At 55.7% G+C, this 14,572-nt stretch carries 15 protein-coding genes; 10 read left to right on the top strand and 5 right to left on the bottom strand.

Features of this window, described 5'->3' with window-relative positions:
• Positions 1–261: 261 nt before the first annotated feature.
• Positions 262–3,090 carry an excinuclease ABC subunit UvrA gene (gene uvrA / locus ATE40_RS18595; RefSeq protein ID WP_019453206.1) on the bottom strand — a complete coding sequence of 943 codons (2,829 nt, stop codon included), beginning with the start codon at positions 3,088–3,090 and terminating at the stop codon, positions 262–264.
• A 277-nt stretch (positions 3,091–3,367) separates the two neighbouring features.
• On the opposite strand from uvrA, the gene ssb1 reads away from it, so the two are divergent.
• On the top strand, positions 3,368–3,898 hold the full coding sequence (gene ssb1 / locus ATE40_RS18590; protein ID WP_004936793.1) for a single-stranded DNA-binding protein SSB1: 531 nt from the start codon (positions 3,368–3,370) through the stop codon (positions 3,896–3,898).
• 60 nt (positions 3,899–3,958) lie between these two features.
• On the opposite strand, the gene ATE40_RS18585 is transcribed toward ssb1, so the two are convergent.
• Positions 3,959–4,873: a LysR family transcriptional regulator gene (locus ATE40_RS18585; protein ID WP_025921000.1), complete on the bottom strand. Its 915-nt coding sequence runs from the start codon at positions 4,871–4,873 to the stop codon at positions 3,959–3,961.
• Between the two features lie 244 nt (positions 4,874–5,117).
• Here ATE40_RS18585 and ATE40_RS18580 point away from each other — a divergent pair, with 244 nt between their 5' ends.
• From ATE40_RS18580 to ATE40_RS18545, 8 genes are read left to right on the top strand one after another with little or no spacing between them, the layout of a single operon-like run.
• Positions 5,118–5,732, top strand: a complete 615-nt coding sequence (locus tag ATE40_RS18580) for a hypothetical protein (protein WP_063918674.1) — start codon at positions 5,118–5,120, stop codon at positions 5,730–5,732.
• 15 nt (positions 5,733–5,747) lie between these two features.
• Entirely contained in the window at positions 5,748–6,542 is a 795-nt protein-coding gene (locus tag ATE40_RS18575; RefSeq protein WP_019453203.1) for an AfsA-related hotdog domain-containing protein, read from the top strand.
• Entirely contained in the window at positions 6,535–7,368 is an 834-nt protein-coding gene (locus ATE40_RS18570) for a hypothetical protein (protein ID WP_019453202.1), read from the top strand. Before ATE40_RS18575 ends, ATE40_RS18570 begins: the two co-directional genes overlap by 8 nt.
• Before the next feature lie 8 nt (positions 7,369–7,376).
• A complete protein-coding gene (locus tag ATE40_RS18565) occupies positions 7,377–7,607 on the top strand; it encodes a tautomerase family protein (protein ID WP_025160132.1) in 231 nt (76 codons plus the stop codon).
• A complete protein-coding gene (locus ATE40_RS18560; protein ID WP_019453200.1) occupies positions 7,604–8,275 on the top strand; it encodes an HAD family hydrolase in 672 nt (223 codons plus the stop codon). Before ATE40_RS18565 ends, ATE40_RS18560 begins: the two co-directional genes overlap by 4 nt.
• 11 nt (positions 8,276–8,286) lie before the next feature.
• Entirely contained in the window at positions 8,287–9,501 is a 1,215-nt protein-coding gene (locus ATE40_RS18555; protein ID WP_019453199.1) for an MFS transporter, read from the top strand.
• Positions 9,498–9,893, top strand: coding sequence for a carboxymuconolactone decarboxylase family protein (locus ATE40_RS18550; RefSeq protein ID WP_019453198.1), 396 nt, complete (start codon positions 9,498–9,500; stop codon positions 9,891–9,893). Before ATE40_RS18555 ends, ATE40_RS18550 begins: the two co-directional genes overlap by 4 nt.
• An 11-nt stretch (positions 9,894–9,904) precedes the next feature.
• Positions 9,905–11,083 carry an acetyl-CoA C-acetyltransferase gene (locus ATE40_RS18545; RefSeq protein WP_025160131.1) on the top strand — a complete coding sequence of 393 codons (1,179 nt, stop codon included), beginning with the start codon at positions 9,905–9,907 and terminating at the stop codon, positions 11,081–11,083.
• 52 nt (positions 11,084–11,135) lie between these two features.
• Here ATE40_RS18545 and ATE40_RS18540 read toward each other — a convergent pair whose 3' ends face one another.
• Positions 11,136–12,134, bottom strand: a complete 999-nt coding sequence (locus ATE40_RS18540; RefSeq protein ID WP_019453196.1) for an aldo/keto reductase — start codon at positions 12,132–12,134, stop codon at positions 11,136–11,138.
• Between the two features lie 190 nt (positions 12,135–12,324).
• Complete coding sequence (locus ATE40_RS18535; RefSeq protein ID WP_063918675.1) at positions 12,325–13,074, bottom strand: 3-oxoacyl-ACP reductase family protein; 750 nt, start codon at positions 13,072–13,074, stop codon at positions 12,325–12,327.
• Positions 13,075–13,200: 126 nt separating this feature from the next.
• On the opposite strand from ATE40_RS18535, the gene ATE40_RS18530 reads away from it, so the two are divergent.
• Complete coding sequence (locus ATE40_RS18530) at positions 13,201–14,118, top strand: LysR family transcriptional regulator (protein WP_063918676.1); 918 nt, start codon at positions 13,201–13,203, stop codon at positions 14,116–14,118.
• Between the two features lie 55 nt (positions 14,119–14,173).
• Here ATE40_RS18530 and bhsA read toward each other — a convergent pair whose 3' ends face one another.
• Positions 14,174–14,434 carry a multiple stress resistance protein BhsA gene (bhsA, locus tag ATE40_RS18525; protein ID WP_063918677.1) on the bottom strand — a complete coding sequence of 87 codons (261 nt, stop codon included), beginning with the start codon at positions 14,432–14,434 and terminating at the stop codon, positions 14,174–14,176.
• Positions 14,435–14,572 lie beyond the last annotated feature (138 nt).

Below are 14,572 nucleotides of genomic sequence, written 5' to 3'. Positions count from 1 at the left end.
GCGCGGTGCACAGGCGCGGCGTTATTTCATCGGAATAGTGAAGCGCATGGGGAATAAACAAAAGGCAAACAGGCGGCATTCAGGAGGGATTTTATTTTTCGAGGTGAAGAAACTGCCTGTTTTTAAAGGCATGATTCAGAAGAAGCAAAAAATCGGCATATTATGCCAATCACTAAAGCGATAGGTGTTTCTCGGCGAAAAGTGCGGAATATTAAAAAAATGAGGCGGACGATTCCGCCTCGTTGAGAGAATAACCCGCCGTTATTTTGCCAGCAGCGGTTTCAGGAAGCGCGCGGTGTGCGATTTTTCACAATCGGCGACCGTTTCCGGCGTGCCGGCGACCAGGATCTCGCCGCCGCCGCTGCCGCCTTCCGGCCCCAGATCGACGATCCAGTCGGCGGTTTTGATCACGTCCAGGTTATGCTCGATGACCACGATGGTGTTGCCCTGATCGCGCAGCTGATGCAGCACCGCCAACAGCTGTTGGATATCGGCGAAGTGCAGACCGGTGGTCGGTTCGTCGAGGATATACAGCGTCTGGCCGGTGCCGCGTTTCGACAGCTCGCGCGCCAGCTTCACGCGCTGCGCCTCACCGCCGGAGAGCGTGGTGGCCGACTGGCCGAGGCGGATGTAGGACAGGCCGACATCCATCAGGGTCTGCAGCTTGCGCGCCAGCGCCGGCACCGCGTCGAAGAAATCACGCGCTTCTTCGATGGTCATCTCCAGCACTTCGTGGATGCTCTTGCCTTTGTACTTCACTTCCAGCGTTTCGCGGTTATAGCGTTTGCCCTTGCACTGGTCGCACGGCACGTAGATGTCCGGCAGGAAGTGCATCTCGACCTTGATCACCCCGTCGCCCTGGCAGGCTTCACAGCGCCCGCCCTTGACGTTGAAGCTGAAACGGCCCGGCGTGTAACCGCGGCTGCGTGATTCCGGCACGCCGGCGAACAGCTCGCGCACCGGAGTGAAGATACCGGTGTAGGTGGCCGGGTTGGAGCGCGGCGTGCGGCCGATCGGGCTCTGATCGATGTCGATCACCTTGTCGAAATGCTCCAGGCCGGTCACTTCGCGGAACGGCGCCGGTTCGGCGATGGTGGCGCCGTTGAGCTGGCGCTGGGCGATCGGGAACAGCGTATCGTTGATCAGCGTCGATTTGCCGGAGCCGGACACGCCGGTGATGCAGGTAAACAGACCGACCGGCAGCGTCAGCGTCACGTCTTTCAGGTTGTTGCCGCGCGCGCCGCTCAGCTTCAGCACCTTGGTCGGATCGGCCTGCACGCGCTGCGCCGGAATGGCGATCTCGCGTTTACCGCTGAGGAACTGGCCGGTCAGCGACTCCGGCTGCGCCATGATGTCGTCGACGGTGCCTTCCGCCACCACCTGGCCGCCGTGCACGCCGGCGCCGGGGCCGATGTCGATCACATGGTCGGCGGCGCGGATGGCGTCTTCGTCATGCTCCACCACGATCACCGTGTTGCCGAGGTTGCGCAGGTGGATCAGCGTTTCCAGCAGGCGCTCGTTGTCGCGTTGGTGCAGGCCGATCGACGGCTCATCCAGCACGTACATCACGCCCACCAGGCCGGCGCCGATCTGGCTAGCGAGGCGGATACGCTGCGCTTCGCCGCCGGAGAGCGTTTCCGCCGAACGGGACAGCGACAGGTAGTTCAGGCCGACGTTCACCAGGAATTTCAGGCGATCGCCGATCTCTTTCAGCACTTTTTCGGCGATCTTGGCGCGCTGGCCGCTGAGCTTCATGTTCTGGAAGAAGGTCATCGCGTGGCCGATGCTCAGATCGGAGATCTCCGGCAGCGTAGTGTCTTCGACGAACACGTTGCGGGCTTCTTCACGCAGGCGGGTGCCGTGGCATGAGGCGCACGGTCGGTTGCTGATGAACTTCGCCAGCTCTTCGCGCACCGCGCTGGACTCGGTCTCTTTATAGCGGCGCTCCATGTTGTGCAGCACGCCTTCGAACGGATGGCGGCGCACGGTGGTGTCACCGCGATCGTTGATGTATTTGAATTCGATCGACTCTTTGCCGGAACCGCTCAGCACCGCCTTCTGCACGTTGGCGCTCAGGGTGTTGAACGGCGCTTCCACGTCGAACTCATAGTGTTCCGCCAGCGAGCGCAGCATCTGGAAATAATAGAAGTTGCGGCGATCCCAGCCGCGGATCGCGCCGCCGGCCAGCGACAGCTCGGGGTTCTGCACCACGCGGTCCGGATCGAAGAACTGCTGCACGCCCAGGCCGTCGCAGGTCGGGCAGGCGCCGGCCGGGTTGTTGAAGGAAAACAGGCGCGGTTCCAGCTCGCGCATGCTGTAGCCGCAGATCGGGCAGGCGAAGTTGGCGGAGAACAGCAGCTCGTCCGCTTTTTCGTCGTCCATATCCGCCACTACCGCGGTGCCGCCGGACAGCTCCAGCGCGGTTTCGAACGATTCTGCCAGGCGCTGCGCCATGTCGTCGCGCACCTTGAAACGGTCGACCACCACTTCGATAGTGTGTTTCTTCTGCAGCTCCAGCTTCGGCGGATCGGACAGATCGCACACTTCACCGTCGATGCGCGCGCGGATATAGCCCTGGGCGGCCAGGTTTTCCAGCGTTTTGGTGTGCTCGCCCTTACGGTCTTTCACCACCGGCGCCAGCAGCATCAGGCGTTTGCCTTCCGGCTGGCTCAGCACATTGTCGACCATCTGGCTGACGGTCTGCGCCGCCAGCGGCACATGGTGATCCGGGCAGCGTGGCTCACCGACGCGGGCGAACAGCAGGCGCAGGTAGTCGTGGATCTCGGTGATGGTGCCGACCGTGGAGCGCGGGTTGTGCGAGGTGGATTTCTGTTCGATGGAGATCGCCGGCGACAGGCCTTCGATATGATCGACGTCCGGCTTTTCCATCAACGACAGGAATTGGCGCGCATAGGCGGAGAGCGATTCGACATAGCGCCGCTGCCCTTCGGCATACAGCGTATCGAAAGCCAGCGATGACTTGCCGGAACCGGACAGGCCGGTGACGACGATCAGTTTGTCACGCGGGATAATCAGGTTGATGTTTTTCAGATTATGGGTTCGAGCACCACGAACTTCGATATTGTCCATTTACACTTCCCGTCTTGATGATACACCGCGCCTGTCGCGATTTTTGCGGGGGATTTTGTGATGGATCTCGCAAAAAACCGGCACAGCCTGGTCGAAACGCATAATTATGACACAAAAAAACCTGAATGAATATCCAGTATGCGAATGCAACAAGGCCGATCGAAAAGACAATTCTGGAATGCAATTCGCACTTATCAACACGGGTGTGGTTTCGTACTCAGCGTGGTAAACTGACGCGTTTATACTGTGTAGAAATCAATCATCGGGAGAAGTGCTCATGGCCAGCAGAGGCGTAAACAAAGTAATTCTGGTCGGGAATCTGGGTCAGGATCCAGAAGTCCGTTACATGCCGAACGGCGGCGCAGTGGCCAACATTACCCTGGCGACCTCCGAAAGCTGGCGTGACAAAGCGACCGGCGAACAGAAAGAGAAGACCGAGTGGCACCGCGTCGTGCTGTTCGGCAAACTGGCCGAAGTGGCGGGCGAATACCTGCGCAAAGGCTCTCAGGTTTACATCGAAGGCTCCCTGCAGACGCGTAAATGGCAGGATCAGAGCGGCCAGGATCGTTACACCACCGAGATCGTGGTTAACGTCGGCGGCACCATGCAGATGTTGGGCGGCCGCCAGGGCGGCGGCGCACCGGCCGGTCAGTCTGCCGGCGGCCAGGGCGGTTGGGGCCAGCCTCAGCAGCCACAGGGCGGCAACCAGTTCAGCGGCGGCCAGCAGCAGTCTCGTCCGGCGCAGAACAGCGCACCGGCGACCAGCAACGAACCGCCAATGGATTTCGACGACGATATTCCGTTCTGATATCCGGCCGTTTACAGCCAACAAAAAAGCCCCGCAAGGGGCTTTTTTGTTTTTGCAGCCTCAGCGCTCTGGCGATGAGGCCAACAATTGTCGGGCTGCGTTCAATACGTTGACCCGTTTTTCGTTTTTTTGCATCACCAGATAAACGTCGATATGCAATCTTTCATTCATTTGTGCATCCAGGTGGCGATAGCACAAGCCCGCCCGGGTGGATACGCACATCGATTGTGGCATCAGTGCCATGCCTTTTCCCCGGGCGATGCTGGCCAGCATGATCAGTGAATCGTCGGGTTCCGCTTTGCGCTTCAGTACAAAAGGCAGTGATTGAAGGACATTTTCGCACTTATCATAAAAACCCGGGTTTGCACTGCGGGAGAACCAGTAGAGCGGCAGATCGACAACGTCGCGCAGCGATACGGTATCTTGAATGCTGGCGGGATGAGACGAAGGCAGCGCCAACATGAGCGGTTCTCGATACAACCAACGAAATTCAAAGGCTTCTTCGCCGTTAGGCGCTTTCTCGCCGACAAGCGCGATATCCAGATTCCCCCGAGCCAAGATCTGCAGTAACTGTTTTGACGTCAGTTGATGAGCGGAGATCTCATCGGCATCGATGAGCTTTTCCAAATGGGCATTGATGGTGGGGATCAGACTGAAATCCAGCGTACGCGTGACGCCGATTTTCACCGTGTCGCTCTCGACATTGAGTCGTTGAACCAAATGAGAAAGCTGATTAATGAGTTGTTTGGCTTGCTCCTCCAGTTTGATTCCCGCCTCAGTTAAATGTACCTGATGGGTATCGCGGGTAAACAGCGGGCAACCAATCACGTCCTCGAGGCACTGGATTTGCCGGGTCAACGGCGGTTGCGTCATTCGCATTCTTTCGGCTGCCCGGCGAAAATTCAGCTCGTGTGCGACGGCGAGAAAGCACTGCAACTGCTTAATTGTGGGTAGTTTTTCATTGAAAATCGTCAATTACGGGCTCCGACGTCATTCGACCTGACGCTGATTGGCGAAAGGTGGGCGATAGCAAATAAAATCCAGAATCAACACGTCGGGTACAGCGGTATTCTATTTTTTGTATCAGATTACCTGAACGGTTGTTATATTTCCATAACATTATTGATACAAAAGTTATATTACAAAACTAACAATTCTCTAATGTTATGGACTTGTTATTGTGAAGCCTCTGAACACACACATCTACAGAGGTTTATTTATGTCGGCAAAATACGTACTCATTACTCGCTTCCCACTGAAAGACAATACCGATAAGTCACAATTCAAATCGCTGGCGAATAGCCATGCTGGAAAATACTTTGTCTCGGATGAGCAAAATATTAACGAATTGCTCGAATTACGCGCATTTTCCTCTGTCGAGGAAATTGCCGCTCAGGAAAGTGAGTTGGAGTCTGCATTCCATTCGTTTTCTGCCGTGCTTGCCGGTGACGTTCGCCGCGAGCTGGTCAAGTTCGTTGAAGCGCCTATTGACACCGTTGACGATATTCCCGCCACTGAGTATGTCCAACTGCGTCATGTGGAGGTTCCTGCAGAAAATTACAGTCAATATCGTCACTGGCGTGAAGAAACTATTTTCAATGTCGTTCGTGATAACAAAGATAAAATCACCAGCTTCGGCGCATATCACTCACTGATCAGCGGCCAACCAGGCGTTATGTTTATCTCGGCTTTCAATGGAAATAAAGAGGCCTATAAAGAAGCTTTCACCAATGCCCGTTATCAGACCATTATTCAACAAGCCGGAGATAGCTATATTACCGGCGGAAATGAAGGTCTTTATACCCGTATTTATCGTTCAGTTTCTTGTTGTTGATAACTTGAGGTTGTAATGAAAAATCAAGCAATGTCGAAGAAAATCGTGGTCGTCGGTGATAAGTTTAGCGAGTTCTCTAACGGTAAAGACGTTGTAACCATTAGCCAGTTAGAACTTATCACTCAAATCCCTGCTCATATTATAGATACTAACAGCCAATTTATTGTTGGCCAGGGTGTGCGCGATGATTATGCCGGGAAAGTGCTGGAGAACCAGCATCGCAACAGAAGTCATGACAATAAATTAGATCTGACCGAGTTGGAAAAGCTGACGGCGACAGCAAGAAACGCCTATTCGCATAAAAAAATAAATCACAACACATTGATTGGCGCCGCAGAGAAAGTTGAGGATAACTTGTTTGCTCTGCCTTTACTGATTGATGAACGTTGTGAACTGATGGCCGACCACCAGACGGGACAACATATTCAGGGGATGATTTTGGTTGAGGCGTGTCGCCAAACCTTTATTGCTGTCACCGAAGAATTCTACCTGCCTGACAGCGCAGGAAAATCCTACTATGTCATCAATGATATGAACATCAAGTTTGAAAACTTCCTGTTCCCGTTGCCGGCGATTGTCCACTATGAGTTGGTGGAGCAGAACGTGAATGAACGCCGCGCGCGCTTCAAAGCGGAGATCCGCATCTCTCAGCACACTACGCTGTGCGCGAGCATGTCGGTATCGTTTACCGTTTATCCGGCTTCGGTTATCGGTGAAAAAGAAGCGGTGTTGGCGACAGAGATGACGCATACCCTTTTGCAGAATGCCGGTCTCGGCGTCCCGAGTGAAAGAGGGGGCGTGCATGCCTGAGACTAACGGCCAGCGCTACTCTCTGGCCGTGACCACGCAGGGGCCGCTTTACCCCCCTGCGGAGGTTGTGGATGCCAAGGGAAACTTTGTGGTCATCGGGCAGATCCCGCGCCAAAACGGCATTGAGTGGGGGGGCGCAATTGTAGATAAAAACAGCCCATTACCCGCGTTTGGCCAGGCTTTACCCTATACCGTCATCGACGAACTGCAGACATTGACGGCCGAACAGTTGGCGGATATCACCCTGTACACGCTGCCGCTGCCGTTGCCGCTGAATAACTACCCGATGACGTTTGCACCGGAGCAACGGCCGGAGGCCGCTAACGATCGCAGGCCAAGCGTGCCGCTGCATGAAGGCTACATCGCCGACATGCGAACCACCGACGGCCCGCGCCGGCTGCCGGCGATTACTTTGGCCGATTGGATGACGGCGCAAGGCGAACTCGTCGTTAGCCTCAGTGAAGATCGCCGCTCGGCCCGTTTCGATTTCCGCTTTCATTATCTGGTGCCGAATAGCGTTTATACCGTGATGAGCTTGCGAGAGCGTGACCTGTCGCCGCTTGCGCCAACCCGGCCGGGACCACTGGGGATCCCCAACGTGTTCGTGACAGACGCGCAGGGCCACGCCGAATTTTGGGCTGAATTGCCCAACCCTTTCCCGGCCGCGAGCGAAAATAGCAACCGGGTGATTAATGTCGTGGTTTTATTTATGAGCTGTCGCCAGAGCTTTGGCGGCGCGATAGGCATTTATGGATTGGGGGGCGATATTCATGCGCATCTGAAATTGCCTGCATTATCTTTTAGCGAATTTACCACTGTGGAATAAGGTTTCCTATGCCAGTTGTTCAAGTTACTACCTGGAAAATGAATGATGAGACTAAAGTGAAAAAACTCATCGAAGAAATTACGCACTCGGTCCATTTACATTGTGGGGCGCCGTTAGACAAGATTTCCGTTGTCATCAGCGAAATTTCGCCATCGCGTTGGGCGGATGCCGGTGTATTGGGTAACGATACCGCTTTTCCGGTGAAAAGCCGCCGCAAGACTTATGAGGAGGAAGCGTGACGTCTGCTGCGGCATTTTTCGATGTAGATGAAACCTTGATTAAAATGAAGAGCATGTTCCATTTCTATCATTATTGGAGCAATGTTCGCGGCACTCAGAAAGCTTATGAGGAATTTATTAAACGCTTTCAACAGGCGGTTGCAGAAGGCGTGCCGCGAGAGGTGCTCAATCGTATGTATTACAGGCAGTTTTCCGGCATAGATATCGATGATGTTTATCAGGTAGCGGAGGACTGGTTTCATGAATATCTGCAGGAACAGGATGCTTATATCGCCTCTGCCGTCGATCGTTTTCAGCGCCATAAAATCAGTGGGCATCTCACCGTTTTTATTTCAGGCTCCATGTTGCCGTTATTGAAACCGTTAGGGCTGAGGCTCGGCGCCGATGCCATTCTTTGCACTCAATTGCTGTTGGATGCGAAAGGGAAACTGACCGGGGAAATCGGTGAGCCGCAAACGATCGGGCAGGGCAAGCAGCGGGCGCTATTGTCATTTAGCCAAAGCCATAATATCGATTTGAGAAAAAGTTTCGCCTATGGCGACGATCTCTCTGATATTCCGATGCTGTCAGCGACGGGCAACCCCGTTTGTGTAGGCGAACATTCAAACCTGGCGGAATATGCGCGCCGGAATAATTGGAACATGCTGGCGGAAAATGCTCCCAATTAATTGAGGATACGATGAAAAATTTATCAAGTGACAATCAGCCATTGAGCATTAAAACCTGGTTGGCATTGGTGATCTTGGCCCTGTCCACGTTCACCATTGTTACCACTGAATTAGCGCCTATCGGCCTGTTGACGCCGATGGCCGAAGGCCTGCACCAGTCAGAGTCGATGATCGGCCTGACAGTCACGCTCTATGCGTGGGTTGGCGCGATCAGCGCACTGTTGTCTTCGCTGTTTCTGGGCAACTTGCCTAAAAAGCTGCTGTTGCTGACGTTGACGCTGATCATCCTGGTCTCCAACAGTCTGTGCGCCATGGTTGAAAATTACCACTGGTTACTGGCTGCCCGCGTGATCGGCGCTTTGGCGCACGGCGCATTCTGGGCGATGATCGGTGCAACGGCGGTATCGCTGGTGCCGACAAGATTCATCGGGCTGGCCACGTCCATCGTTTTCGGTGGCGTCTCTGCGGCCAGCGTATTCGGTGTGCCGCTGTCGAATTATATCGGGCTGAACGTCGGCTGGCGGCCTGCTTTTTGGTTGATGTCTCTGCTGAGTGTGATTGCATTGGTGGGAATTGCTTTGGTCGTGCCGAAGGTGAAAGCCAGTAGCGCCCTCGGCTTCGAGGCATTGGCTCGCGTATTGCGTTCAGGCGCGCTGTGGCGCATCTACGGTGCGACTTTGCTGGCCATCACGGCGCATTTCGCTGCATTCACCTTTATTGAACCCTGGTTGCACAGCGTTGGGGCAGTCACTTCCAGCATGATCCCGGTGATGCTTTTCGTTTTCGGTATTGCCGGCCTGGCGGGCAACTTTGTCACCGGCGTGTTTATCGACAAATGGTTGAAACCGATGGTGGTGCTGTCTGTCGTGCTGATCGCCGCAACGCTGCTGACCCTTGGCCAGATGGGCAACAGCCTGACGAGTGCGGAAATTCTGGCGTTGGTGATCGTCTGGGGCCTGGCCGTTTCCGGCATCTTCGTCGGTTTCCAAACCTGGGTGCTGCGCCTGGCCGGTGAAAATGCGTTCCCCGCTTCAGCGATTTACGTCTCCTTCTTTAATGGTGCCATCGGCTGCGGCGCGTTGGCGGGAGCATGGCTGGTGTCGTTGTACAGCATTCCTGCGTTATTGATGATCGCGGGTATCGCCATTGCGCTCTCGTTGCTGCTGATCGCGATGATTCCGGTAAAAGCCGAACAAGCAGCGGCGCTGGTGGGAGAAGCGCCATGAGAAGCGGGGATGCGTTGACGCAGCACGGGCGCGCGATTATGGATCGGCTTGAAACGGGCTTGGCCGATAAGGTGACCGGCCGTCTGCGGGAGTTGGACGACGACCTGCCGCGTTTGATCACCGATTATGCTTTTGGCGCGGTGGTAGGGCGTGAAGGATTGGATCTCAAGAGCCGGGAGATGATCACCGTTGCTTCGCTTATCACTTTGGGTAATGCATCCGCCCAGTTGGAACTCCATATGCGTGCGGCGCTGAACGTGGGGGTAACGCAACGGGAACTGCTGGAAATTGTGATTCAAATGGCGATCTATGCCGGGGTTCCCGCCTGCATGAATGCGCTTACCGTTTATCGCGCTGCCGTCGCTCAGCACGCCGCGCAACCAGAAGATTAAGGACAATCGTGATGAGAGATGTGGTGGTGGTGGCGGCAAAGCGTACGGCGACAGGCAGTTTTCAAGGGGCGCTATCCGACAAGCCGGCGACGGCGCTGGGGAGCGCTGTGGTGAAGGCGCTGTTGGCCGAAAGCGGGGTGGCGGCACAAGAGGTTGAGCAGGTGATCATAGGGCAGGTGCTGACCGCCGGGTGCGGCCAGAACCCCGCCCGACAAACGGCGCTTTTGGCGGGATTGCCGGTGACGACCCAGACGCTGACGATCAATAAGGTCTGTGGCTCGGGGCTTAAGGCGGTGCATCTGGCGATGCAGGCTATCCAAAGCGGAGAAGCGGAGATGGTGATCGCCGGGGGGCAGGAAAATATGTCGTTGGCGCCGCACCTTATCGGCAATTCGCGTAAAGGTCAGCGTTTAGGGCACGGCGAACTGAAGGATTCGTTGGTGCATGACGGTTTATGGGATGCTTTCCACGATTTCCATATGGGTGTGACGGCGGAGAACGTGGCCAGGCAATTCAATATCTCGCGGGCGCAGCAGGACGAGTATGCCGCTCTGTCGCATCAGCGCGCTCTGGCAGCGCAGCAGAATGGCCTGTTCCGCGATGAGATCGTGGCGATTGAGTCGGTGAGTCGCAAAGGTGAGGTAACGCGTTTCGAGCAGGATGAAGGGCCGCGGGAGACGAGTTACGAAAAACTGTCGTTGCTGAAGCCGGTGTTTCAAAAAGCGGGTACGGTAACGGCGGGCAATGCTTCATCGCTCAATGACGGTGCTGCGGCGGTGCTGCTGTGTAGCCGGGAGAAAGCGGAGAGCCTCGGGCTGGAGCCGCTGGCGGTACTGGGGCATTTCAGCAACTCCGGCATCGAACCGGAAATCATGGGGGCGGCGCCGATCGAGGCGATTCGTCAGTGCATGAATAAACAAAACTGGCATGCGGACGAGGTGGAGGCGCTCGAGTCCAACGAGGCTTTCGCTGCCCAGGCGCTGGCGGTGATGTCGGCATCTGGCATCGATCCGCAACGGGTCAATCCGCATGGTGGCGCGATCGCGTTGGGGCACGCAATCGGCGCTTCCGGTTGCCGCATTCTGGTTACGCTGATTCATCATATGCAGCGTAACCGGTTGAATAAAGGTATTGCCGCTTTGTGCGTGGGGGGCGGTGAGGGGGTAGCCCTCAGCGTAATGAGAAAATAAATTAAGCATAAAAAAGAGGGCTGATATTTCAGCCCTCTTTTTATTGATATTATCAGGCGTTCACGCCTTTCATTCCCTCTGGGCTATAACGCTCTCCCATAATTGTTATTTTTTCCTTTAATGTATTAAGCAAGGTTAAATCTTCTTCAGTCAGTCTGATGTTCTCCGCTTGGGCATTTTCGATAGCGTAATGACTGTTTTTGGTGCCAGGAATGGGGACGATTTTCTCATATTTAGCCAGTAACCAGGCTAACGAAATTTGTCCAGGCGTGCATTGATGCTTTTCCGCCAGCGGGGCGATCGCCTGCAGGATTTTAGCATTATGCTCGATATTACTCTGAATGAATCGTTCATTGTTTTTGCGGAAATCATTATCGGCGAAGGCCTGATTGCTGAGATATTTCCCGGTCAGGAATCCCCGGCCTAACGGAGAGTAAGGAACAACGCCGACGCCCAAACGCATGGCTGTCGGCAGCACGTTTTCTTCGATATCGCGTGTCCAGAGTGAATATTCGGTTTGCAAGGCGCTGATCGGATGAACATGGTGCGCTTTTTCCAATGTGGCAGCAGAGACTTCGCATAAGCCCACCTGCGCAATCTTGCCTTCTTTCACCAGCTGTGACAGACAGCTCATGCTCTCCTCAATATCCGCTTGGGGATCGACGCGGTGCAGGTAATAGAGATCGATACGCTCGACTCCCAACCGCTGCAGTGACTCATGACAGCAACGGCGAATATAATCAGGTTGATTATTGATGCGGCGCGCGTAGGCATTGTCATCGGAGCGATCGATACCGCATTTTGTGGCAATTTTTATTTTGTTGCGCTGTGCATGGCCCAGCGTGGCAAGGAAATGGCCTAATAACCTTTCGTTATGTCCACGACCATATAAGTTGGCGGTGTCAATAAAATTGACGCCAGTGTCAATCACCGTTTTTAATACCGTCAGCGATGTATTATCATCGGTGTCGCCATAGAACTCACTCAATCCCATCGCGCCAAAACCCATAGCCGATACGGTTAAACCATTGCCTAGCGTTCTTTCTTTCATATTAACTTCTCCATAGGGTGACTGGGCAGTATGGCATTGGCTGTAATGACAAGAGAATTTCAAAGTTGTCGATTCAAAAAAGGTATCGAGTGTGGCATTAATGTGATTAAGCCAAATAATGCTTCCTTATTTAATGATATTTTTTCTATAAAAAAGCCCCTTCACGGGGCTGTTTGCATTTCAGAGATGGTTATGCCGAGAAGCCACCGTCGATGCTCAGGCTGGCGCCGGTGATATAACCCGCCTGCGGGCCGGCCAGGTAGGCGACGAAGCCGGCGATCTCTTCATCTTTGCCGTAGCGGCCGATCGCCATCAACTGCTTGAGTTGATCGGCGAACTCGCCGGCGTCCGGGTTCATCTCGGTGTCCACCGGGCCGGGCTGCACGTTATTGACGGTGATACCGCGCGGGCCGAGATCGCGCGCCATGCCTTTGGTCAAACCGACCAGGGCCGATTTGCTCATCGCATAGACCGCGGCGCCGCCGAACGGCACGCGCTCGGCGTTGGTGCTGCCGATGTGGATGATGCGGCCGCCGTCGTTCATGTGGCGCGCCGCTTCCTGGCTGGCGACGAACACGCTGCGCACGTTGACCGCCAGCATGCGGTCCAGGTCGTCCAGCGCCAGCTCTTCGGTGCCACCCAGCGTAAATACCCCGGCGTTATTCACCAGAATATCCAGGTTGCCGAAGAGGTTCACCGCCTGGCGTACCGCCTGCTGCAGCGCCGCCGCATCGGCGCTGTCGGCCTTGATGGCGAGGGCTTTGCCGCCGGCGGCGGTGATGGCGTTCACCACCGCGTCGGCGCGATCGGCCGAGGCGGCGTAGGTAAAGGCGACGGCGGCGCCTTCGCTCGCCAGCCGTTTCACGATGGCGGCGCCGATGCCGCGCGAGCCGCCCTGAACGAATGCGACTTTACCTTGCAGAGTTTGTGCTGTGGTCATGCTGTGTCTCCAGAGTGGGTAAGGGAAAACCGTTACGGTCAGTATCTGGGATCGCCCGCGCGGTAACTAGCCACAAAGAGCTATAATCAGTTCAAACCATAAGTTTAAAATCCATAGAGGAAAAACATGCTGGGACATCTGGAGTGCTTCGTCAGCAGCGCGGAAAACGGCAGCTTTTCCGCCGCCGGCCGCAAGCTGGGCATCAGCCCGGCAGCGGTGAGCAAGAATGTCACCCGGCTGGAAGCGGTGGTTGGCGTGCGGCTGTTTCAGCGTAATACCCGCAAGCTGATCCTCACCGAGGCGGGGGAGCGTTTTCTCAGCGAGGTGAGCGGCGGATTGCAATCGATCCAGTGCGCATTGAAAGGGCTGAGCAGCGGCGGCGGCGCGGCGGCCGGCGGGCTGAAGGTCAGCATGGGCACCGCCTTTGGTCTGCATTTCGTCTTGCCGATGCTGCCGGACTTTCTGGCGCGTTATCCGGCGATCGTGCCGGACTGGCATTTCGACAACCGCCAGGTCGATCTGATCGGTGAGCACTTCGATGCGGCATTGGGCGGCGGCATTGAATTGGCGCAGGGCATCATCGCGCGTGAGCTGGCGCCGGCTCATGGGGTGTTGGTGGCCTCGCCGGAGTATCTGCGGCAGCGGCCGCCGCTGACGGAGCCGGAGCAGTTGGCGGAACATGCGGGCATTTTTATCCGCTCGCCGCAAACCGGGCGTATCCGCCATCAGCCGCTGCGCAACGCGGTCAATGAGCAGCGGGCACCGGCGATGGCGGTCACGATGACGGTCAACGAACCGGAAGCGGCCGCGCGGGCGGCGGAGATGGGGGTAGGCATCGCGCTGATCGGCATGCCGAATGCGGCGCCTTATCTGGAAAGCGGCCGTCTGGTGAGGGTTCTGCCGGGCTGGTATGTCGATCGCGGCAGCGTCTACCTCTATTTTCCCACCACCAAATTTTTGCCGACCAAAACCCGGGTATTCGTCGATTACATCACCGAGCAGTTTCGCCTGCAGAAGCTGGCGGCGCGCTTTGACGCCCGCTAAAACGAGAAAAGCCCCTTGCGGGGCTTCTTTCTTCCGTCGGTTAGCTGTTCGACGATCAGTTGAAGATTTCTGCGGTGCCATACAGTTTGTTCTGACCGCCGGCGGCGACGATGCGGTATGAGCTGGCACCCGACGCGGCGGCTTTGCTGGCCAGTTCGCTTTCCAGCGCGCTCAGGTTGGCGGCGCCGCTCACGGAGACTACGCCGATTTTCTGAGCGTCTGCGGCAGGCTGGCTGGTTGGCAGGTCAGCGGCGAAGGTAGCGAAAGAAGCGGTAGCCAGCAGTGCAGCGGTAGCAAAAATTTTGACGTTTTTCATGATGTATTCCTCAGCGTATTGATTGGGTGAGAGCTCGTTGTCTCTCGATGTGTTAAATAGTAGTGCGGCAGGTCGGAATAAAAAATCGGAGAGTTTTGAGTATTTCATTCAAATAAATTGATTATTTTTCACCCGCTG

This window comes from Serratia surfactantfaciens (assembly GCF_001642805.2).
Taxonomy (GTDB): Bacteria; Pseudomonadota; Gammaproteobacteria; order Enterobacterales; family Enterobacteriaceae; genus Serratia; species Serratia surfactantfaciens.
Note: the sequence above shows the minus strand (reverse complement) of the source record. Positions and strands in the feature narration are given on the sequence as shown.

Coding starts and splice junctions, on each gene's coding strand:
- ATE40_RS18530 (WP_063918676.1), top strand. CDS start 13,201: ATGCTGGGACATCTGGAGTGCTTCGTCAGCAGCGCGGAAAACGGCAGC.
- ssb1 (WP_004936793.1), top strand. CDS start 3,368: ATGGCCAGCAGAGGCGTAAACAAAGTAATTCTGGTCGGGAATCTGGGT.
- ATE40_RS18565 (WP_025160132.1), top strand. CDS start 7,377: ATGCCAGTTGTTCAAGTTACTACCTGGAAAATGAATGATGAGACTAAA.
- ATE40_RS18535 (WP_063918675.1), bottom strand. CDS start 13,074: ATGACCACAGCACAAACTCTGCAAGGTAAAGTCGCATTCGTTCAGGGC.
- ATE40_RS18540 (WP_019453196.1), bottom strand. CDS start 12,134: ATGAAAGAAAGAACGCTAGGCAATGGTTTAACCGTATCGGCTATGGGT.
- ATE40_RS18575 (WP_019453203.1), top strand. CDS start 5,748: ATGAAAAATCAAGCAATGTCGAAGAAAATCGTGGTCGTCGGTGATAAG.
- ATE40_RS18580 (WP_063918674.1), top strand. CDS start 5,118: ATGTCGGCAAAATACGTACTCATTACTCGCTTCCCACTGAAAGACAAT.
- ATE40_RS18545 (WP_025160131.1), top strand. CDS start 9,905: ATGAGAGATGTGGTGGTGGTGGCGGCAAAGCGTACGGCGACAGGCAGT.
- ATE40_RS18550 (WP_019453198.1), top strand. CDS start 9,498: ATGAGAAGCGGGGATGCGTTGACGCAGCACGGGCGCGCGATTATGGAT.
- ATE40_RS18570 (WP_019453202.1), top strand. CDS start 6,535: ATGCCTGAGACTAACGGCCAGCGCTACTCTCTGGCCGTGACCACGCAG.
- bhsA (WP_063918677.1), bottom strand. CDS start 14,434: ATGAAAAACGTCAAAATTTTTGCTACCGCTGCACTGCTGGCTACCGCT.
- uvrA (WP_019453206.1), bottom strand. CDS start 3,090: ATGGACAATATCGAAGTTCGTGGTGCTCGAACCCATAATCTGAAAAAC.
- ATE40_RS18555 (WP_019453199.1), top strand. CDS start 8,287: ATGAAAAATTTATCAAGTGACAATCAGCCATTGAGCATTAAAACCTGG.